20 protein-coding genes are annotated in these 20,849 nt (G+C 64.1%); 7 read left to right on the forward strand and 13 right to left on the reverse strand.

All coding sequences use genetic code 11. The features are described 5' to 3' along the window. Nucleotides 1-9 precede the first annotated feature (9 nt). Nucleotides 10-1,185: an acyl-CoA dehydrogenase family protein gene (locus tag H5P29_RS19085; RefSeq protein WP_067962098.1), complete on the reverse strand. Its 1,176-nt coding sequence runs from the start codon at nt 1,183-1,185 to the stop codon at nt 10-12. Continuing rightward, on the reverse strand, nt 1,182-2,318 hold the full coding sequence (locus tag H5P29_RS19090) for an acyl-CoA dehydrogenase family protein (RefSeq protein WP_083948771.1): 1,137 nt from the start codon (nt 2,316-2,318) through the stop codon (nt 1,182-1,184). Before H5P29_RS19090 ends, H5P29_RS19085 begins: the two co-directional genes overlap by 4 nt. Before the next feature lie 187 nt (nt 2,319-2,505). Here H5P29_RS19090 and H5P29_RS19095 point away from each other — a divergent pair, with 187 nt between their 5' ends. Next, nucleotides 2,506-3,273, forward strand: a complete 768-nt coding sequence (locus H5P29_RS19095; protein WP_067962102.1) for an SDR family NAD(P)-dependent oxidoreductase — start codon at nt 2,506-2,508, stop codon at nt 3,271-3,273. A gap of 41 nt (nt 3,274-3,314) precedes the next feature. On the opposite strand, the gene H5P29_RS19100 is transcribed toward H5P29_RS19095, so the two are convergent. Both H5P29_RS19100 and H5P29_RS19105 read right to left on the reverse strand, forming a co-directional pair. Continuing rightward, nucleotides 3,315-4,175: an SDR family NAD(P)-dependent oxidoreductase gene (locus H5P29_RS19100; RefSeq protein ID WP_246670849.1), complete on the reverse strand. Its 861-nt coding sequence runs from the start codon at nt 4,173-4,175 to the stop codon at nt 3,315-3,317. A 37-nt stretch (nt 4,176-4,212) separates the two neighbouring features. Beyond that, entirely contained in the window at nt 4,213-4,626 is a 414-nt protein-coding gene (locus H5P29_RS19105; protein WP_067962104.1) for a nuclear transport factor 2 family protein, read from the reverse strand. A 126-nt stretch (nt 4,627-4,752) separates the two neighbouring features. Between H5P29_RS19105 and H5P29_RS19110 the strand changes: the two genes are divergently transcribed. The 4 genes from H5P29_RS19110 to H5P29_RS19125 all read left to right on the forward strand — a co-directional run bounded on the left by H5P29_RS19110 (nt 4,753) and on the right by H5P29_RS19125 (nt 8,027). Further along, entirely contained in the window at nt 4,753-5,235 is a 483-nt protein-coding gene (locus H5P29_RS19110; RefSeq protein WP_083948589.1) for a nuclear transport factor 2 family protein, read from the forward strand. Nucleotides 5,236-5,351: 116 nt separating this feature from the next. Continuing rightward, on the forward strand, nt 5,352-6,230 hold the full coding sequence (locus tag H5P29_RS19115; RefSeq protein ID WP_067962107.1) for an SDR family NAD(P)-dependent oxidoreductase: 879 nt from the start codon (nt 5,352-5,354) through the stop codon (nt 6,228-6,230). A gap of 5 nt (nt 6,231-6,235) precedes the next feature. Continuing rightward, nucleotides 6,236-7,117, forward strand: a complete 882-nt coding sequence (locus tag H5P29_RS19120; RefSeq protein ID WP_067962109.1) for an SDR family NAD(P)-dependent oxidoreductase — start codon at nt 6,236-6,238, stop codon at nt 7,115-7,117. Nucleotides 7,118-7,289: 172 nt separating this feature from the next. Next, entirely contained in the window at nt 7,290-8,027 is a 738-nt protein-coding gene (locus H5P29_RS19125; RefSeq protein ID WP_246340694.1) for a TetR/AcrR family transcriptional regulator, read from the forward strand. Nucleotides 8,028-8,080: 53 nt separating this feature from the next. On the opposite strand, the gene H5P29_RS19130 is transcribed toward H5P29_RS19125, so the two are convergent. From H5P29_RS19130 to H5P29_RS19170, 9 genes are all read right to left on the reverse strand, one after another. Then, nucleotides 8,081-8,680, reverse strand: coding sequence for a VOC family protein (locus H5P29_RS19130; protein ID WP_067962113.1), 600 nt, complete (start codon nt 8,678-8,680; stop codon nt 8,081-8,083). A gap of 70 nt (nt 8,681-8,750) precedes the next feature. Further along, nucleotides 8,751-9,956 (reverse strand): acetyl-CoA C-acyltransferase, encoded by a 1,206-nt coding sequence (locus H5P29_RS19135; protein WP_067962115.1) that lies wholly within the window; start codon nt 9,954-9,956, stop codon nt 8,751-8,753. Between the two features lie 232 nt (nt 9,957-10,188). Beyond that, complete coding sequence (locus H5P29_RS19140) at nt 10,189-10,959, reverse strand: SDR family NAD(P)-dependent oxidoreductase (RefSeq protein WP_067962117.1); 771 nt, start codon at nt 10,957-10,959, stop codon at nt 10,189-10,191. Between the two features lie 12 nt (nt 10,960-10,971). Further along, nucleotides 10,972-12,042: a phosphotransferase family protein gene (locus H5P29_RS19145; RefSeq protein WP_067962120.1), complete on the reverse strand. Its 1,071-nt coding sequence runs from the start codon at nt 12,040-12,042 to the stop codon at nt 10,972-10,974. 14 nt (nt 12,043-12,056) lie between these two features. Beyond that, nucleotides 12,057-13,259: an acyl-CoA dehydrogenase family protein gene (locus tag H5P29_RS19150; RefSeq protein ID WP_067962122.1), complete on the reverse strand. Its 1,203-nt coding sequence runs from the start codon at nt 13,257-13,259 to the stop codon at nt 12,057-12,059. A 62-nt stretch (nt 13,260-13,321) separates the two neighbouring features. Beyond that, the gene (locus tag H5P29_RS19155; RefSeq protein ID WP_067962124.1) at nt 13,322-14,122 is read right to left on the reverse strand and encodes a CoA-transferase subunit beta; all 801 of its coding nucleotides are present in this window, start codon (nt 14,120-14,122) and stop codon (nt 13,322-13,324) included. 11 nt (nt 14,123-14,133) lie between these two features. Then, nucleotides 14,134-15,000, reverse strand: a complete 867-nt coding sequence (locus H5P29_RS19160) for a CoA transferase subunit A (RefSeq protein ID WP_246670850.1) — start codon at nt 14,998-15,000, stop codon at nt 14,134-14,136. Nucleotides 15,001-15,061: 61 nt separating this feature from the next. Then, nucleotides 15,062-17,155: a 3-hydroxyacyl-CoA dehydrogenase NAD-binding domain-containing protein gene (locus H5P29_RS19165; protein WP_154386526.1), complete on the reverse strand. Its 2,094-nt coding sequence runs from the start codon at nt 17,153-17,155 to the stop codon at nt 15,062-15,064. After that, nucleotides 17,152-18,162, reverse strand: a complete 1,011-nt coding sequence (locus H5P29_RS19170; RefSeq protein ID WP_154386527.1) for an NADPH:quinone oxidoreductase family protein — start codon at nt 18,160-18,162, stop codon at nt 17,152-17,154. The genes H5P29_RS19165 and H5P29_RS19170 overlap by 4 nt, the downstream gene beginning before the upstream one ends. Before the next feature lie 226 nt (nt 18,163-18,388). On the opposite strand from H5P29_RS19170, the gene H5P29_RS19175 reads away from it, so the two are divergent. Together H5P29_RS19175 and H5P29_RS19180 are read left to right on the forward strand one after the other, a co-directional pair. Next, the gene (locus tag H5P29_RS19175) at nt 18,389-19,144 is read left to right on the forward strand and encodes an SDR family NAD(P)-dependent oxidoreductase (protein WP_154386528.1); all 756 of its coding nucleotides are present in this window, start codon (nt 18,389-18,391) and stop codon (nt 19,142-19,144) included. 104 nt (nt 19,145-19,248) lie between these two features. Beyond that, on the forward strand, nt 19,249-20,787 hold the full coding sequence (locus tag H5P29_RS19180) for a class I adenylate-forming enzyme family protein (protein ID WP_067962133.1): 1,539 nt from the start codon (nt 19,249-19,251) through the stop codon (nt 20,785-20,787). The last annotated feature ends 62 nt before the right edge of the window (nt 20,788-20,849 follow it).

The following is a 20,849-nucleotide window of genomic DNA, read 5'->3' on the forward strand; positions in this document are numbered from 1 at the left end:
CCTTGCCTGTTACAGCTTGCCGCGCGGCTCCCTGGGCATGCCGAGCCCTTGCTCGGCGATGATGTTGAGCTGGATTTCGTTGGTGCCGCCGTAGATCGTGTCGGCGCGCGCAAAAAGGAACATCTGCTGCAGGCGTTCGCGGCGCGGATCGTCTGAAACGACGTTGGCATCCATCTTCAGCACGTCCATTGCGAGCCGGCCAAGGTCGCGGTGCCAGTTCGACCACTGGTACTTGTAGGTCAGCGCCTCGCGCCGCGTTTCCGGCGACTGGTCGTCACTCAGTACGCGCATGGCTAGGTAACGCATGGCGCGCAGGCCGGTCCAGGCATAGGCGACGCGTTGGCGGATGGCAGGCGAGCGGTCGGAGCCGTTCTCCTTTGATATCTCGACGATCAGGTCGAGTTCCTGCTGGAAGCTCATCTGCTGGCCGAGCGTCGAAATGCCACGCTCGAAACCGAGCAGCGCCATCGCGATCTTCCAGCCGTCGCCGGGCTGTCCCAGAACATCATCAGCCTTGGCACGCGCGCCATCGAAGAACACCGAATTGAACTCGGCGCCGCCACCGATCTGCTTGATCGGATGGATTTCGACGCCCGGCTGGGCGAGCGGCATGAGCAGAAAGATCAGGCCATTTCGGCCGACCGAGCCTTCCTCGCAGCGCGCCACGACAAAGATCCAATCGGACAGATGCGCCAGCGAGGTCCACACTTTCTGGCCCGACACGACCCAATCGCCTGTTACAGGGTCGAGCCTGGCCCGGGTCTTGATATTGCCGAAATCCGAACCGGCGCTCGGCTCGGAATAACCCTGGGCCCAGAACTCTGTGCCGCTCCGGATGCCTGGCAAAAAGCGCTTCTTCTGCTCCTCCGTGCCAAAAGCGATCAGCGTCGGCCCCATCAAGCCCTCGCCGATATGGCCTATCCGACCGGGACCGCCGGCGCGGCTGTATTCTTCCTGGAACGCGACCTGTTCGGCGACCGACAGGCCACGCCCGCCATGTTCTTGAGGCCAGCCCGGGCAGGTCCAGCGGCCGGCGGCGAGTTCGCGCTCCCATTCCTTGCGCAGTTCCGGCAGGACGTCGCCCTCGCCCGAACCGCCGCGATATTTCAGTTCGGCAAACGTGCCGCTGAGATGGCTTGCCATCCAGTCGCGCACCTCTGTGCGGAAGGCGTTCAGGTCGCTCATTTCACACCTCCGTCACCGAAGACAGATGCGGCAATGCGGTCGAGTTGCGCCTCACGCGCGCCAAGCAGCGCGGCATTCGCTTGCGCCCGCTTGAAATAGAGATGAGGGTCGTATTCCCAGGTGAAGCCGACGCCGCCATGCAGCTGGATCGCCTCCTCGGCGGCTCGGAACTGCAGGTCGGAGGCGAGCACGCGCGCCCCAGCGATCTCCAGCGCGCTTTCTGCTGCGTCGGAAATGCCCAGACCTTGAGCGGCTCCGAAGATCAGCGACCGCGCCTCGGCAATTTCGACCACCAGCTTGGCGCAGCGGTGCTTGATCGCCTGGAACGAGGCAATGGTGCGGCCGAACTGAACACGCTCGGCGATGTAGGCAAGCGTCACCTCATGCGCGCCTTGCGCCGCGCCCAGTTGTTCGGCGGCAAGTCCGAGATTGGCAAAAGCGAGTGCCTCGCGGAACTGGCCGGCGCTGACGCACCCTTCATCGATACGGCTCTCGGCGGAAACCTCCATGGCCAGTTCGAGTGCAGCAACCGGACGCGTCCGATCAAGTACCTCGAGTGGCGCAACTGACTGTCCTGCGTCGCGCGCCAGCGCAAACAGCGCCGTCGCTCCGTCTTCCAGCGCTGCCGGTACAAGCACGATATCGGCCGCCTCGAGGTCGATGACCTGCGCGACCTTGCCGTCCAGCCTGTAGCCACCGTCGGTCCTGAGAGCTTTGACCGCAACCGTCGCCGCCGGATCGGCCACTGAAAGATCGGCATAGGCGACGGTCACGGCCATTTCGCCCGCGGCTATGGCGCCAAGATACTTCGCCTTGGCGGGCTCGCTTCCGGCCGACTGCAGGAGTGGTGCCGCCAGGCACACCGTCGACCAGAATGGCACGCAGGCAAGGCGTGCACCTGTGAGTTCCATCAGGATTGCCACCTCGGTGGCGCCGAGCCCCAGTCCGCCGAATTCTTCCGGGACAGCCATCGCGCACCAGCCGAGCTCACGCGAAATGCTGGCCCACAGCCCGGCGTCATGGCTCGCGCCAGTGTCGACGATCAGCCGGATCGCCTCGGAGGAAGACTGTTCACGCAGGAAGCGCTGGGCTTCCTCGCGGATCATCTGCTGGTCTGGTGTGAATTCGAGCATGCGGTCCTGTCGGGCACGGATTGGAGCGGCGCCGCTGCGCCTGAAGTGGCAAAGCGCTTCATGCCGGATGCCACCGGCCAGCGCCAGCAACATCGTCCAAATGTGGGATGCTGGTGCTTGGCCCGCCCTAGTCTACTCGCCTCAGACGGCCGGCGCGAAGCGGTCGCGCATTGCACTGGAGGAGACTATGGCGCTCAAGCGTTTCGACAACAAGGTGGTGCTGATCACCGGCGCCGCATCCGGCATCGGCCGCGCGACCGCCCTCCGCCTGGGCTCCGAGGGGGCAACACTGATCCTCGCCGACCGCAACGTCGAAGGCGCAAGACAGGTCTGCGCCACCGCGGCCGCGCAATACGGTGTCCGCGCCGACGCCATCGCCTATGACGCAGCCGACACCGCCTCGGCGCGCCGTATGGTCGATGACGCGCTGGCGCTGCACGGCCGCCTCGATTGTCTCATCAACAATGCCGGCATCTACCGGCGCGATCATTTCGCCAACCAGACCGGCGAAGACTGGTCGCTGGTGTTCGGCATCAACCTCGAGAGCGTTTTCCACATCGTACATCAGGCGTTGCCGGCACTCGTCGCCTCGCGCGGCAATGTCGTCTCAACGGCGTCCACCGCCGGCGTGCAGGGCATCGCCTATGCCGCAGCCTATGCCGCATCCAAGGCCGGCATCATCGCCATGACCAAATCGCTGGCGACGGAGTACGCCCCCAAGGGCGTACGCTTCAACGCCATCTGCCCCGGCCGCGTCCGTACCGAGATCGGCACCGGGCTGCAGCCGATCGAGAACCAGGACCCCGACATCATGGTCAAGCCGCCCAAGCTTGCCGGCAAGGAAAGCGGCGAGCCCGAGGACATCGCCAGCGCTTTCGCTTATCTGGCCTCCGAGGAGTCCTGTTTCGTCACCGGCGCCTTGCTGGTCGTCGATGGCGCCCAGACCGTGGGTTGAACGCCAAGAAGGCGCGCCGGGCCTGACGCCGGCGCCTGATGTCAGCCCTTGTGGGCGTGCGCGGTGATGACTGGCCTGTTCGTCCACGTGCCGTCGGCCGTCTGACGCCATCCGCCGGCGGCAAGCGCGCCGCCGTCGAGGTTGATGGTCGTACCGGTGATCCAGCTCGACAGCGGCGACGCCAGGAACAGTGCGGCGCCCGCCGTATCGTCAGGCTGTCCATAGCGTCCCAGCGGCATCCAGCGCTTGATCATGTGCTGGTGCTCTTCCGGGATCCATTTCAGGATCTGGATCTGCTCTGTCTCGGTCGTCTCCGGCGCGATCGCGTTGACCCTGATATTCTCAGGCGCGAGTTCGAGCGCCAGGCTCTTGGTGAAGCCGGTGATCGCGGTCTTGAATGCGCTGTAGACGGCAAAGTTGGGAATGCCGCGGAAGGCCTCGATGGTCGAGATGTTGATGATGCTGGCGCTCTCACCCCGGCGCAGCAGTGGCAGTGCGGCATGCGTCATCAGGAAGATGTGCTCGAGGTTGACACCGTAGAGCGCGTTCCACTCCTCGCGCGTCGTCTCAGCGAACGGCTTATGGACGCCGAGGAAGTCACCGACATTGTTGACCAGCACGTCGAGCCGGCCGAAGCCGTCCCTGACCCGTGCGATCACCTTGTCAACGGCAGCCGCGTCAGTGACGTCGGCGCAGAGGACGATGTTGCAGACGCCGGCGGCATCGAGTTCGGCCCGCACCTTGTCGGCGCGACCCTGGTCCTTCTCGGCGACGACCACGATTGCTCCGCAGCGGCCGAAGGCCAGCGCGATGGCGCGTCCAATTCCGGCGCCGGCGCCGCTGATCAGAGTGACCTTGCCGAGAAGGGAGTTGGCCATGCCGGCGAGTGAGGTGTCTGTCATGTCAGTCTCTTCATTTCAAATGGAGTGGCGGCTTTCTTCAGCCGGCGCGAAAAGTCATGTCGGTGCGCCGGTGGGCGAACTTCCAGCCATCAGTGGTGCGGACGAAGCGGTCGAAATAGCGCCCGACCACGCGCGGCAGTGTCGCCTTCGGATCGTTGCGGCTGGTGCCGTGATAGGTGAAGATCGCAACGCCGCTCGCATTGTCTTCATCGATCACATCGATGACGATGTTGTGCGCCATGTGGATCGTGGTGTCGGTCTGCGCCTTGGCGTCAAGATAGGCGCTCATTTCGGCATGGCCTCTGAGTGGCCCTTTCCAGGTCTCCCACAAGCCGTCAGGCGCCCACAGCGCGACGAGCTCCTCGTGCCTGTAGTCGTCGACAAGCACGCAATAACGCTGCACCAGCTTGGCGCATTCGTGTTCGGCGGCGATCCGCTCTGCAAGATCCATCCCATCCTCCCCTGATGTCCGGCCACCGTCGCGTCAGACGAAAATGCCTTCATCCTCCAAACGAACGATGGCGGACGCGTCGAGTGGGTCAGCTATGAGCCGACAAACGGCAGCGGAGGACGGGAAATGTCTGATATCGAAGCGCGATTTGCGGCATTGGAAGCGCGCATCAAAGGACTGGAAGACCAGTTGGCCATCTATCAGCTGATCGCCACCTATGGCCCGTCGGTCGACAGCCGCACCGCCAGTGCCACCGCTTCGCTCTGGGCCGAAGCTGGTGCATATGATTTCGGTGGAGATCCGCTCGTCGGTGCCGACAATGTCGGTTCGCTTGTCAACATCGAACCGCATATCCACTACGTCGCCGATGGTTGCGCCCACGTGCTGAGCATGCCCCACGTCACCGTCAACGGAGACACGGCCGTGGCCACCGGCTACTCTCGTGTGTACCTCAACCAGGGCGACCACTGGCGCGTCGAACGCGCCAGTGCCAATCGCTGGGAACTCGTCCGCACGTCAGAAGGTTGGCGTGTCCAGAATCGCATCAACCGTCTGCTCAACGGCCAGCCCGAAGCGCGCGACCTTTTGTCGAGCAGCGTGAAAAGCTGAGCTGACCGGCTTACGGCAGTCCTCAGGCCCAAGCAGGCGCCTGCGCTGGCATCGTCCGAACGTGGGATGTCCGCCTGAGCTTGTCCGTTCAGGGTGGCCGGCTGGGAGGACACGAAATGAATACACTTCAGGGCAAGTCGGTGGTCATCACCGGTGCCGGATCCGGGCTGGGCGCCGCCTATGCGCGCCATGCCGCAAGCCTTGGCGCAGCGATTGTCGTCAACGACATCAGCGTCGACGCCGCGCGGTCGACGGTCGAATCGATCGTGGCATCGGGCGGCAAGGCCGTTGCACATACCGGCGACATCTCGTCCTGGAGTTATGCCCAAGAGCTGGTCGACGCCTGCATCGATGCTTTCGGCGCCATCACAGGCGTCGTCAACAATGCCGGCATTCTCCGCATCGGCAAGATTCTCGACCTCACCGAGACGGACATGCGCCGCATGGTCGAGATCAATCTCATCGGCACCGCCGCCTGTGCCAGCCATGCAGCCCGGCGTATGCTCGCCGCAGGCACGGGCGGCTCGATCATCAATGTCGCCTCTGGCTCCCAGGCCGGTGACGTCGCCCTTGGCGGATATGGCGCCACCAAGGGCGGGGTGGCATCCCTTACCTACAGCTGGGCCATGGAACTGCGTGGCACCGGCGTGCGTGTCAACGCGCTGTCGCCTCTGGCGGAAACCGCAATGGCCGCCCAGAACAAGGCGCTGATGGCCGAGCAGGCAGCGAGCCGCGAGGTGCACTACGCCGCCCTGCCCGACGCCGACGTCAACGCGCCGGTCGTCAGCTTTCTGCTTTCCGACGCCGCCGAGAAGATCAACGGTCAGGTCGTCCGCATCGCCGGCAAACAGTTGTCCTTGGTCACCCATCCACTGATCGCCGATCCGGTCCTGGAAGGCGACTGGAGCTACGGGGCGGTTGCCGAGGCTTTCGCCGGGGCTCTGGCGGGCAACCAGCAGCCGCTTGGTCTCGGCTACCAGAGGAAACCCAATTGAGCGGCATGGAACACAGGCCGGTCGCCGTCGTCACCGGCGCCAGCCGCGGTCTCGGCCGCGGCATCGCGATTGCGCTCGGCGAAGCGGGCTTCATCGTCTATTGCACCGGCCGCAGCGATCGTAAGGCCATCGGCCCATGGGGCGGAACCGTCCGCGACACTGCCGAGGCGATCGACCAGGCCGGCGGCAAGGGCATCGTTGCCATTTGCGATCACCTTGACGACAGCCAGACCGAGGCCCTGTTCAAACGCGTCGACGCAGAACAAGGACGTCTCGACCTGCTCGTCAACAATGCCTTCGCCATGCCTGATTGGGCCGTACCGGACGGCAATTTCTGGGAGCGCCCACTGTCGCTCTGGCGCGACATGATCGATGTCGGGCTGCGATCGAGCTATGCGGCAAGCCACTTCGCCGCCCCGATCATGGTCCGCCAGCGCTCCGGCCTGATCGCCAACACCTCCGGCCCCGGCGGCAAGATCTACCGTCACAGCCTGCCCTACGGCGTCGGCAAGGCCGGCCAGGACAAGCTGGCCCACGACATGGCGCACGAATTGCGCCCCTTCGACGTCGCAGCGATTTCACTGTGGCCGGGCCTGATCGGCACCGAGCGCACGCTTGCCGGCATCGCCGCAGGTGGCGTCGTCGGTGACACTGCCGGCAACCTGCCGCATATCGAGACGCCGTTCTTCATCGGCCGTGTGCTGGCGGCGATCCATGCCGCCGGCGACGCCATGACGCTCAGCGGCGGCACCTTCTATTCGACCGAACTGGCTAGCCGCTATGGCGTCATCGATGCCGATGGACGCCTGCCTCAATCGCGCCGCCCGCTGTTCGGTGCTCCGCTCTATCGGCCGATCTCCGGTGAGGCCGGTGAAGCCAGATCATGACACTGACGCCTGACGACGAAAATCCTGCATCGCGGCAGGCTTACAGAAACGCGAAGCGTATTATATTCGATCCGGCCAGTAGCCTGGGCTTTGGGCGATTCGACCCCCGGTTGTCGAACGCAGCGTCGAACATCCAAAGCGTGGAGTTGCTGATTTGAGCAGGATGGCGCGTATGGCACAGATGGATGGCAGCGCAGGCGCAGAATATCTCGATCGCGACGGCTCGGTCCGCGCGTCGACCAATCCGCGCAAGGAGCTGGTGCGCGAACAGCTGATCGACATCGCCGCGGAGCTGTTCGACAGCAAGGGCTACGTCCAGACCAGCATCAACGACATCGCCCAGGCGCTCGGCCTCGGCCGCTCGGCCGTCTACCACTACTTCCGCAACAAGGAAGAAATGCTGGCAGCACTCGTCGAGTCGGAAGCGCTGACGCCGTCACACCGGCTGCAGGAACTGATGGCCGAGCCCGGCCTGTCGCCAACCGAGCGACTGCGCCGCGCCATCGTCGACGGCATCGTCCGCCGCCTGTCTTCCGGCTCGCGCTTCATCCTGTTGTCGCGGCTCGAAACCCAGATCCCCGAGGCGCTCGGTCCGCTCTACAACCAGGGCCGTCGCCACATCTATGATTTCTACGTCCGCTGCATCTCCGACGGTATCACGTCAGGCGAGTTTCGCACTGTCGATCCCAAGGTTACCGCCTTTGCGGTGATCGGCATGGCCAACTGGACATCGCGCTGGTACTCGCCATCAGGCGCCAAGACACCGCAGGAGATCGGCGAGATCATTGCCGACATGGCTCTGGCCGGCCTGCGTGCCCATCACGACCAGCCGCGCGATGCCGAAGCCGTGCGCCAGACCATCTCGGGACTGCGCCAGCAGATCGACGAGCTGGAAAAGCTGGTCAAATAGCAAAGGGCCGCCGGTTGTTCCGACGGCCGCGGCTGACAGCAATTTCAGCGAAATCAGTCGAACGTCACGCCGGCATGCTGGATGAAGGCGCTGTAGGTGTCGAAGCGGATGATCGGATGCGTGCCGGCGTAGGCGCGGATATGGTCCAGCACCGCCTGGCGCGATCGGCGCCACATCGGCGGCACGATCTCCAGCATCGGTCCGTAGAGGTCAGGCGAGCGGTAATAGAGGATCGACTGGTCCTGGCCGGCGACGCGGATTTCGTAGTCGCGCTCATAGCCGGCAGCCTCGACGCGAGCCGTCGCCTCGGCATGGTCATGCACCCAGAAACCCAGATGCTGCAGGCCCTCACGTCCGGCCGCCAGGAAGTCCGTGTAGGGTGACGAGGCGTTGTTGGTCTGCTCGATCAGCTCGATCTGCACATCACCCATGTAGCCGAAGGCGAGCTTGAGCTCGACCTCGACCGGCTGGCCGCGATGCCAGGTGGTGCTGACGGGCTGGCTGACGCCGCGCTCCATGAAGATGAATGGACCGACGCCGAAAACATCGATCCAGTGGCGCATCGCCTTTTCGATGTCGCGGACGACAAAGCCGAGCTGGGTTGCAGGCCCCAGAATGGGTTTGAGCCCCTGTGCAATTCCGAGATCGGTCATCGTCCCTTCCCAAAGGAGCGCCGTGCGTCCATTGGGACGAAGGGCGCTCCTATATCCCTACTCTGTGCGATCAGTTGAAGATTTCAAACAGGCCGGCAGCCCCCATGCCGCCGCCGACGCACATGGTAACGACGCCGTATTTCACACCGCGGCGCCGGCCCTCGATCAGCACATGGCCGGCCGTGCGCGCGCCGGTCATGCCGAACGGGTGGCCGACGGCGATGGCGCCGCCGTTGACGTTGAGTTTTTCCGGGTCGATGCCGAGCGTATCGCGGCAGTAGACCGCCTGGCTGGCGAAGGCTTCGTTGAGTTCCCAAAGGCCGATGTCGTCGACCTTGAGGCCGTGCTTCTGCAACAGCTTCGGCACCGCGAAGATCGGCCCGATGCCCATTTCCTCTGGCGCGCATCCGGCGACCGCCATGCCGCGATAGGCGCCCAGTGGCTTGAGGCCGAGTTGTTCGGCGCGCTTTGCCTCCATGACCACCAGAGCGGCAGCACCGTCCGACAGCTGCGACGAATTGCCGGCAGTCACATATTCGCCCAGCTTGATCACTTCGCCGTCGGCGAAAACCGGCTTCAGCTTGGCCAGGCCCTCGAGATTGGTGTCGGCGCGGAAACCCTCGTCCTGCGCCAGCGTCACGTCCTGGAAGCTGGTCTCGTTGGTGTCCTTGTTGACCACCATCTTGCGAGAGGCCATCGGCACGATCTCGTCGTCGAAGCGGCCGGCCTGATGGGCGGCAGCCGTGCGCAACTGGCTGGCGAGAGAGAACTCGTCCTGGGCCTCGCGGCTGATGCCGTATTTCCTGGCGACGATCTCGGCGGTCTCGATCATTGTCATGTACATATGCGGCCACTGCGAGGTCACGGCCTGCGAGCGCGAGCGATAACTGTTCTTATGCTTGTTCTGCGTCAGGCTGATCGATTCGACGCCGCCGGCAACGATGGTTTCCATGCCGTCGACGATGATCTGCTTGGCCGCGATCGACACTGCCATCAGGCCCGACGAGCACATGCGGTCGATCGACATGCCGGGCACGCTGTCAGGCAGTCCCGCGGCCGCTGCGGTCAGGCGGCCGATATTGTAGCCCTGCGTGCCCTGCTGGGCCGAGCAGCCCATAATGACGTCCTCGACGGCGTCGGGGGCGATGCCGGCACGAATGACGGCCTCGCGCACCGCGTGGCCCGACAGCGCCGGTGCTTCAGTGTCGTTGAAGGCGCCACGGAAGGCCTTGCCGATGGGGGTGCGGGCGACGGAAACGATGACGGCTTCGCGCAAAGGATTGCTCCAGAACAGTTGTTGTCGGCAGGGAACCAGGCAGGCAACGCAGAGGATATTTTCTGCTGCGAAGCGCCCGGAACCGAAGTTTTCCAACTACTTGCTAGGAGCGACGGGGCGGCCGAACATCGTCTGAAAAGACTAACGGCGGGTCCATGACACGCATCGATTGCGAACGGCCGATGCGGAAGAGGCAACGGCGCGGGCAACCGAACCCGCGCCACAGATGCGATCAGACGTGATAGCCGCCGTCGACATTGATGACCTCACCGGAGATGAAACCGGCGCGGCTGGAGGCCAGGAACGACACCGCTTCCGCGATGTCCATGGCCTTGCCGTTGCGGCGCAGCGGTGTGTTCATGGCCGCCGCCTGCATGTACTTGTCGTCGATATAGCCGAGCTTGCTGAGTTCCGTGTGCTGGCCGGTCTCGATGATGCCGAGCGCTACGCCATTGGAGCGGATGCCGTAGCGCCCCTCTTCCTTTGCGACGCCCTTCATCAGGGCATGCACCGCCGATTTCGGCACCACCGAGAGGCCGTCGGCTGCGGCAAAGCGATATTGCGCCGAGCTCTGGCAAGCGACGATGGAACCGCGTGCCTTGCGCAGATGCGGAATGGCATAATGGACCACATTAAAGAAGCCGAAGGCGTCCTGCATCAGGTGCTTGCGCATCTGCTCGGGCTCAATCTTGCTGAGATGGATCAGCGGTACGAGCGGCCCGGCGGCATAGACCACCGTATGGATGCCGCCATTGGCTTCCGCCACACCGTCGATGAAGGCGCGGGTCGCCTCAACATCCTCGATGTTGAGTTTGTAGATGGAGGCATTGCGCCCCTCGCCGCGGACCGCTTCGGCTGCAGCTTCCGCCTTGGCCTGGTTGCTGTGATAGGTCAACGCCACGTCGCAACCGTCGCGCGCCAGCACCCGGCAAATCTCGGCGCCGACGCCGCCGCTGCCACCGATGACGATGGCCGCTCCTTCGGCCGGATACAGTCCGCTCATGTCGATCCTCCCTTATGATTTCATCGCCAGTTCGGCATAATGCCAGCCGAATTCGGCCACCGGCCGCGCCAAGGCGCCGGCCTCGCGAGCGTGCGCGCTCGCCGCATTGCCGTCGACCACGCGCTTCATGATGCCCTGGCGGATGCCGGAGACGCGAAACAGGCTGTAGGCGAGATAGGCGTACCAATGCCGGTCGGAAACGCCGTCCTGCCCCGTCGCCTTGAGATAGGCGTCGCGATAACTGCGCTCGTCGGGAATGCCGAGTACGCCGATGTCGAGGTCACCCAGGCCGCGATAGGGTTGATTGGGCAGGCGCCAGGTCAGCATGTGATAGGCGAAATCCGCCATCGGCTCGCCCAGCGTCGACAGCTCCCAGTCGACGACTGCCAGCACCCGCGCTTCGGTCGCGTGGAAGATCATGTTGTCGATGCGGAAGTCACCATGGATCAGCGACGTCCGTGTTTCAGGCGGGATATTGTCGGGCAACCAGTCGATCAACCGGTCCATCGCCTCGATCGTCTCGGTCTCGGACGCCCGATACTGCTTGGACCATCGTGCCACCTGGCGGGCGACATAGTCTCCCGGCCTGCCGAAATCCTCGAGCCCGGCCGCCTTGTAGTCGGTGGTGTGCAGCGCCGCTGCAACGCGGTTCATCTCGATATAGATGGCCTTGCGCTCCGCAGGCGATTGCTCTGGCAAGGCAGGCGCCCAGAACGAGCGTCCCTCGACAAAATCCATGACGTAGAACATTGCACCAACGATGCTGTCGTCGTCGCAGAGCAGCCGCGCGCCGGCCACAGGCACGTCGCTGTCGCGCAAGGCACTGATGACGCGGAATTCACGGTCGACGGCATGCGCCGAGGGCAACAGCTTGCCGTCGGGCTTCTTGCGCAGCACCAGCTTGCGCTTGCCGTCGAATGACAACAGCATGGTCGGGTTGGACTGGCCGCCGCGGAAGCGCTCGACCGAGAGCTTGCCCTCGCAGCCGTCAATGTTGGCCTTGAGGTAGGCGTGCAGCCGCGCGACGTCGATCTTGCTGTCGGCGGCGAGCGGCTCGGTTCCGACGAAACGGCTGGCATCCATGGCGCGCCTCCCGCTCAGTCCACGTATTTGGCGAGTTCGATGCGCCCGATCTGGTTGCGGTGTACCTCGTCTGGCCCGTCGGCGAAGCGCAGCTTGCGGGCATGCGCATAATAATTGGCCAGCACGAAGTCCTGCGAAACCCCGGCAGCGCCATGCGCCTGGATCGCCCAGTCGATGACCTTGCAGGCCATGTTGGGGGCGGCCACCTTGATCATGCCGATTTCGGCGCGCGCCGCCTTGTTGCCGACGGTGTCCATCATATAGGCGGCCTTCAGCGTCAGCAGGCGAGCCTGGTCGATCAGGATGCGGGACTCGGCGATGCGCTCGAGCGTCACCGACTGTTCGCCGATCGGCCGGCCGAAGGCGACGCGGCTCTTCACCCGGCGGCACATCAGCTCCAGGCAGCGTTCGGCAAGGCCAATCAGGCGCATGCAATGATGGATGCGGCCGGGTCCGAGGCGGCCTTGCGCGATCTCAAAGCCCCGGCCTTCGCCGAGCAGGATGTTGGATGCCGGCACCCGCACGTTCTCGAACAGCATGTCCATGTGGCCGTGCGGTGCATCGTCATAACCGAACACCGTCATCGGCCTCAGCACCTTGATGCCTGGCGTGTCCATCGGCACCAGGATCATCGACTGCTGCTGGTGCTTGGCAGCACCCGGGTCGGTCTTGCCCATGAAGATCAGCAATTCGCAGTGGCGGTCGCCGACACCTGATATCCACCACTTGCGACCATTGATGACGTAGTCGTCGCCGTCGCGGACGATCGAACTCTGGATGTTGGTCGCGTCACTGGAAGCGACGTCAGGCTCGGTCATGGCGAAGGCCGAGCGGATCGACCCGTCGAGCATGGCAGGCAACCAGCGCGCCTTCTGCGCCTCGGTGCCATAGCGCTCTATGGTTTCGATGTTGCCGGTGTCAGGTGCCGAGCAGTTGAATATCTGCGACGAGAAATGCACCCGGCCCATGACTTCGCAGAGCGGTGCATATTCGGTGTTGGTCAGGCCCGCGCCATGCGAAGAATCCGGCAGGAACAGGTTCCACAGCTTGGCCGCCTTGGCCTTGGCCTTGAGTTCCTCCAAGACAGGCGGATGGCCCCAGCGGTCGGCTTCGACCTCTTGGTGATAGCGGCGCTCGTTGGGATAGACATGCTCATCCATGAAGGCATTAAGCCGTTCGAGCAGGCTTTTTGTCTTGTCGCTGTATTCGAAGTCCATCTTGCGTCCGTCACTGCCATTCCAGGAAGAGCCGCCGGCAGCGAGTGCCGGCGGCGGGTTCGTCAGGCGGCGCGGACGCCGGGAGGATTGCCCTTCAGGACGGTGGCACGGACATTGTGCGGGTCGAGCCTGGCGATGATCGCCATCTGCTCCTCGGTCGGCGCCGCGGTGGTGGTCATGCCTTCGGCGCGCAGCAGCGGGAAGCCGGTCGCGTCCTGCACCTGCTCGAAGGTGACGCCAGGATGCAGCGACAGCACCTGCGCCGCATGATCAGGACCGTTGAAATCGAACACGCAGAGGTCGGTGATGACTACGCCGAGCTTGACGTCGGCGGGCTTGGCGCCTTCCGGCCAGTTCTTGGCGTTGTAGCCTACGCTCGCCACCACATCGACCTCACCCTCGACGAAGGTGCGCTTCGAGTGGCTGGGCAGGAACATCGAATTCTTGTGGCAGATCGAGTTGCCGGGGAAGCCGCGGACGCCAAGCATGGCGACCTTAGGCTTCTGGAACTCTCCGCCAAGTGCGGAGATGTTGCCCTGACCGTAGCGGTCGACCTGCACTGGCGTCACCATGGCGTGGCGGCGCCCGCTCCAGACGCTGTCGAAGACCCTGCCGTAAGGCATCCAGCCGGAAAACTTCGGCTTGTAGTCGCCGCGCGGCCCGAGCGGGATCGGGTCCTCGACAAGATAGGCCTCGCCGTCGGTCATCATGATGCCGGGCGCGCAGGTGAGCTTGGCAAGACCGGCCGCAAGACGCGGCAGCGGGCCGATGCCGGTGGCGAGAACCTCACCATCGGAGGCCCAGGCCTGTGCACCGACAGCTACGATCAGTTCGGCAAGCGTGAATTCTTTTGCAGTCGTCATGTCGTGTCCGATCAGAAAATGGGGAGCGGCAGGGCGCGGATCTTGGCTTCGCCGCCAACGCTCGAGGCGTAGCTGGCATCGCCGCCCTTCACATATTGGTCGAAATAGCGCTGCCAGCCGCCCTCTTCACCAGCTGACGCGGCGTAGTCCTTGAGGTGGCCCATGTCCCAACCATAGGCCTCATGCGCAGCCGTCGGATGCGCACCGAGCGGTGCCGACACCACGCCAGTCACCAGGCAGCGTTCGAACAGCTGGCTCTTGGCCTTGTCGGAGTGTTCATCCCCGATGCGGTCGACCAGCACCTCGGTGGTAACGAACACCTTGTCGGCGGCACGAGCGAACAGGCCATCGAAGAACGGATCCGGACCGTCGGTCTGGGTGTTGCCCAGCCGGTCGGCGCGGCTCGCATGGATCAGCGCCACGTCGAGCTTGATCGCCGGCATCGCCAACAGCACTTCGCCGTCGTCATAGGGCGACTTCACCGTCTTGAAGTGCGGGTTGTACTTCATGACGTCGGAGCCGAGGCCGACGCGGGTCGCCGCAAACGGCAGGTTGTGGCCGGCTGCCTGCAGGCCGAGCAGCAGCAGGCCCTCGTCCAGCTCCGACACCTCGACCGCTCCGGCTTCGCGCGCCTTGCGGAAGTAGGGTTCGATCGGCATCGCGTCGAGCGACACGAAGCCGTAGATCAGCTTCTTGACCTTGCCCGCAGCACAAAGCATGCCGATTTCCGGCCCACCATAAGCCACCAGCGTCAGGTCCTTGAGGTCCGAGCGCAGGATCTCGCGCACCAGCGCCATCGGCTTGCGCCGCGGACCCCAGCCGCCGAAGCCGATCGTCATGCCGTCGCGCAGCTGGGCGACGACCGCTTTCAGGTCCATTTCCTTGTTCATAGCATCCTAGTCCGTCTGTTCTTCATTCTGTTTCGGCAGGGATACGGCCTCAGCCGTAGAAGCCCCTGCCCTCGGCAACCAGCCGCTCGATCAGCGCGGCCGGCTTGAAATATTGGTCACCCACGAGGCCCGCGTATGTGTCGAGCGCCGCCTTGACCTTCGGCAGGCCGACCTGGTCGGCATAAAACATCGGACCACCCAGATAGGTCGGGAAGCCGAAGCCGTTGGTCCAGATGACGTCGATGTCGCCGGGCCGCGCCGCCGCACCCTCGTCGAGGATCTTGGCTGCCTCGTTCACCATGGCAAACAGGCAGCGTTCGAGGATTTCCTCGTCGGTTATGGGACGCGCGGCGAAGCCTCGCTCCTTGCGGTGAGCCTCCAGCAGTTCATCGACAGCTGGATCGTGCGAAGCCTTGCGGTTCTCGTCATAGACGTAGTAGCCCGCACCCGACTTCTGGCCGAGCCGGCCGGCTGCGACCAGCTTGTCGACGATGTTGCACTGCTGCTCGCGCGGCGACATACGGGCGACACGTGCCGCCCGCGCTGCGGCCATGATGTCCATGCCGGCGAGATCGGCTAGCGCGAACGGGCCGATCGGGAAGCCGAAGGCGGTTAGCACGCGGTCGACCTGTTGCGGCGTCGCACCGTCCTCGAGCAGGAATTGAGCCTCGCGCGTGCGCTTGGACAGCATGCGGTTGGCAACGAAACCTTCGGAGCGCCCGACCATGACGGGCACCTTGCCCAGCCGCTTGCCCAGCGCCGTGGTGGTCGCCAGAACGTCGGGGGCGGTCTTCGCTGCACGCACATTCTCAAGCAGCTTCATGACATTGGCCGGGTTGAAGAAATGCATGCCGGCGACACGCGCCGGGTTCTTCGACGAGCCGGCGAGTTCCTCGATGTCGAGGAACGAGGTGTTGGTGGCGATGATCGCATCGTCGCGCAGGACGGCATCGAGCCTGGCGAAGACGTCCTTCTTGACCATCATGTCTTCGGTCACCGCCTCGATCACAAGATCGACGTCACCGACGCCGTCATAGGAGGTCGCTGGTGTCAGCAGCGCCATGCGGCGCTCCATCTCTTCGGACGACAGGCTGCCGCGCTTGACGCTGCCTTCATAGATATTGCCGATGGCCCTGACCGCGGAAGCCAGGCCATCGTCCGTCAGGCCGATCAGCGTCACCGGAATGCCGATGTTGAGGAAGCAGGCGGCGATACCGCGGCCCATGGTGCCCGGACCGACGATGGCGACCTTCTTGACGTCGCGCGGCTTCACCTCGGCCTCGACGCCGTCGATCTTGAGCGCCTCGCGCTCGGCCGCGAAGATGTGGCGCAGCGCCTTCGACTGCGGCGAAACGAGCAACTCCTTGCAGGTCTGGTATTCCAACGCGATCGCCTCGGCGACCGGCGTCTCGGTGACCATCTTGACCAGATCCACCGCAGCAAGAGGTGCGTTGAAACCTTTGTATTTCTTGGCCAATGTCGCACGGCTGGTCTCGAGCACGGCTGGGTCGAACGCCGGCACCGGCAGGTCGCTGGTGCGGCGCAGCTTGGCGCCGCCAGCAATCACCTTCTCGGCGAAGGTTACGGCCGCCGCCTTGAGCTCGCTCGAAACGACCTCGTCGACGATGCCTTTTTCCAGAGCATCGCGTGCCGTAATCTGACCGCCTTCGCTGATCATCGCCAGTGCCTGCTCGACGCCGGCAAGACGCGGCAGGCGCACCGTGCCGCCCGACCCCGGCAGGATGCCGAGCTTGACTTCGGGCAGGCCGACCTTGGCGCTCTCCACCGCGATGCGGTAGCTGCAGGCAAGCGCCACTTCGAGGCCGCCGCCAAGTGCGGTGCCGTGGATCGCAGCCACGATCGGCTTCGTTGCAGCATCCAGCGTGTCGATCACTTCGCCGAGCAGCGGCGCCACCATCGGCTTCTTGAATTCGGTGATATCAGCGCCGGCGATGAAGGTGCGGCCTTCGCACAAAATGACCATGGCGCGCGCCCCGGCATCGCTTTCGAGCGCCTTCACGGCCTTGATCAGCCCGGACCGGACCGAATGCGACAGCGCGTTGACGGGAGGGTTGTCGACGGTCGCGACCAGAATGTTGCCTTGCTTTGCGACCGAAACGGTCCTTGCGAGCAGCTCGGTCATGCCGGCACTCCTTCCTTGCTATGTCCTGAATTGCCCGTCACCAGCACGACCTTGCCTTTGACGGCGCGCTCCATGACGACGTCGAGCGCTTCGGCAAAGCGGTCGAGCGGATATGCGGCCGAGATATGCGGCCTGAGCTTGCCCTTGGCGAACCAGTCCATCAGCTCGGCGATATTCTCGGCATTCTTCTCCGGCGCCGAGCGTGCATAGGCGCCCCAGAACACACCGATCAAAGCCGACTGCTTGAGCAGCAAAAGGTTGAGCGCGATCTTGGGGATGTCGCCGGCGGCAAAGCCGATCACCAGCAGCCGGCCGAAAAGTGCCAGACCGCGCACCGCCGTTTCCGTCATGTTGCCACCGACGGGATCATAGACCACGTCGACGCCCTGCCCGTCCGTCAGTTCCTTGAGCCGCTGGCGCAGGTCCTCGGTCGAATAGTTGATCGTCTCGTCGGCCCCGTATTCGCGGCATAGCGCCAACTTCTCGTCGCTGGAGGCGGCAGCAATGACGCGCGCACCCATCTGCTTGCCGAGCTCGACCGCTGTCAGCCCGACGCCGCCGGCAGCGCCGAGAACCAACATCGTTTCGCCCGGCCTGATCTGCGCACGATCCTTGAGGGCATGGTGCGATGTCGCATAGGTGATCAGGAAGCCGGCGGCTTCGACGAAGCTCATCTCGGCGGGGATCGGAAACACCTTCCAGGCATCGACCGCGACCTGCTCGCCATAACCACCGATGCCGGCAAAGGCCAACACGCGCGCGCCGACCTTCAGACGCTCGACACCATCGCCGACCGCGATGATCGTGCCGGCGGCTTCGCTGCCCGGCGTGAAGGGTCGCTCGGGCTTGGTTTGATACTTGCCCTCGACCATCAGTCCGTCGAAGAAGTTGATGCCGCATGCCTCGATGCGGATGACCACCTGGCCCGGTTTCACCAACGGTTCAGGGACCTCTTCGATCCTGAGCTGCGCCCTTGGGGCGAACTCCTTGCAGATCACTGCCTTCATTTTCCTACGCCGCTTGTTGCTGCCATTTCGGCACTGCCAATTTCTTCAATCGAAGCAAGGAATGGGACAGGGGCAGACCGCTAACATCGTCTGATGGGACTAGTCACAAGGCTGCACGCATTTTGGCCGCCAAGCCGCTGAAATGTCCGGCAATCTTAGTCCCTTCGGACGATGTTGAAGGCGCCCGGGCGCGCAGGTTCGCGGATAACGTTTCGAGGAGATCATCATGGCCCGTCTGGCAGGCAAAGTGGCATTCATTTCAGGCGCGACCGGCGGCATTGGCGAGGCTGCGGCGCGGCTCTTTGCACGTGAAGGCGCCAAGGTGGCGGTGGCCGGCCGCAGCCGCGACAAGGGCGAGGCCATCGCCTCCTCCATTAATACATCGGGAGGCACAGCACTCTATGTCGAGACAGACGTCACCGAGCCTGACAGCGTCGAGGCGGCGTTCAAGCTGGTGATGAACGCCTGGGGTCGGCTCGACGTGCTCTACAACAACGCCGGCGGCTCGAGTTCAGCCGACGGCCCGGTGACGGTTGCGCCGTTCGAGGAGTTCTGGCGCTGCATCAAGCTCGACCTGTTCGGCACCTGGGTCTGCTGCCGCAACGCGATTCCCCTGATGCAGCGGTCTGGCGGCGGCTCGATCATCAATTGCTCGTCGATCGTCGGGGCCATGGGCATCCCCAACCGCGACGCCTACTCGGCGGCCAAGGGTGGCGTCATCTCGCTCACCCGCTCGATGGCAGTGGAATTCGCCAAGGACAATATTCGCGTCAACGTGCTGGTGCCGGGCGCGGTCGCCACCGACCGAGTCCTCGGCTTCTTCGAGCGCGAGCCGCATCTCAAGGCACAGTTCGACGCCTATCTGCTCGGCATCGCCGAACCGGTCGATGTCGCCAACGCAGCACTTTATCTAGCCTCGGACGAGTCACGGAAAATGACCGGTCACCAGTTGCCCATCGATGGCGGCATCCTGATTTCATGACCGGCGCGCCCGGACTGGCTTAGTCTGTGCAGACGATGCCTGCTCATGCGGGCAAGTTCTCTAGTCGCCACAAAATCCCAATTTCGACTGCAGGAAATACGAGCATGGAAATCCTGAGCCAGGTGCTGGCGCGGAACGCACGGCTGATCGGCGAGCGCAACTTCATCATCTCCGACAAGGAGACGATCACCTATGCCCGCTTCGCCGAACTGACGGCACAGCTGGCAAATGTGCTCAAGGCGCGCGGCGTGGCCAAGGGTGACCGCGTCGGGCTCTATCTGCCGAGCACGCCGATGATGGCGATCGGCTTCTGGGCCTGTCAGCGCCTCGGCGCGATCCCGGCCCCGCTCAGCGCCATGTTCCGCCACGCCGAGCTGCGCAAGATCGTTGCCCAGACCGGCATGAAGGCGCTCGTCGCTGACAGCTCGACCTGGTCCTATTTTTCCGAGATCAGGGCCGAGTTCGCCGATCTCGCCCATTGCCTGGTCGTTTCGGGCGACGGCAGCACCGACGACCTCACCTCGCTGATGGCCACGGCACCCGCGACATTCGAAGACGTCGCTTGCCACATGGACGACATCTGCGCCCTGTTCTTCACCTCCGGCACGACCGGCGCGCCCAAGGGCGCCGCGCAATCGCAGTTCAACCAGTGCTCGACACTGCGCGACATGATGGTCTCGCACCGCACGCGCTTTGCCGAGGAAGTCTATCTCTGCGCCGTGCCGCTGTTCACCAATTTCGGCCTGACCGTGACGCTCAACCTCTGCCTGTACACCGGTGGCACCATCGTCCTGCACGAGCGCTGGGATACCCAGCGTGTGCTTTCCGAAATCGGCGAATACAAGGCTACCTATTTCGGCGGCACGCCGACCATGTATGTCTACATGGTCAACGAGGTCGATCCGGCCAAGCACGATCTGTCGTCGCTGCGCATCTGCACGACGGGCGGCTCACCTGTACCTCAGCCGGTCATCCGACGCTTCGAGGAGTTGTCGGGCGCCCGCGTCACGCAAGTTTACGGCTCGACCGAGACCAGCGGCCAGAACGTCATGGAGCCGACGGCAGGCATCCGGAAGCCAGGCTCCGCCGGCCTGCCCGTCGGCAGCTCGCGTATCTCGATCGTCGACGACGAAGGCAACGCCGTCCCACAGGGTCAGATCGGCGAGGTCATCATCTCGGGCGATTGCGTCGCCCAAGGCTACTGGATGGACGAAAAGGCGTCTGCCGAGGCCTTCGGCAATGGCGGCTGGAAGTCGGGCGACCTCGGTTACGTCGACGAGGACGGCTACCTGTTCATCGTCGACCGCAAGAAGGACGTCATCATCGCCGGCGGCCACAATGTCTATCCGCTGGAAATCGAGGCCCTGCTCTACAAGCATCCGGCGGTCGCCATGTGCGCGGTGGTCGGCGCGCCCGACGAGAGCAAGGGCGAAATCCCGGTCGCGGTCATCGTGAAGGCAGAGGGACAGGACGCGACCGCGGATGAGCTGATCCGCCACTGCCGCGAGAGCCTTGCCGCCTACAAGGCCCCGCGCGCCGTCCACTTCATCGACACCATGCCGGTCGAGGCCGCCAAGATCCGCAAACGCGAGCTGGTGCTGGCGCTGCGCGAAAACCGACTGGACGATTTCAGGAACAAGTGAACGCGGGCTACCAGAACGCAAAAGGCCGCGTCAAATGCGCGGCCTTTTGCATTGCAGCTTAC

The organism is Aminobacter sp. MDW-2 (genome assembly GCF_014250155.1).
GTDB classification, from domain to species: Bacteria; Pseudomonadota; Alphaproteobacteria; order Rhizobiales; family Rhizobiaceae; genus Aminobacter; species Aminobacter ciceronei.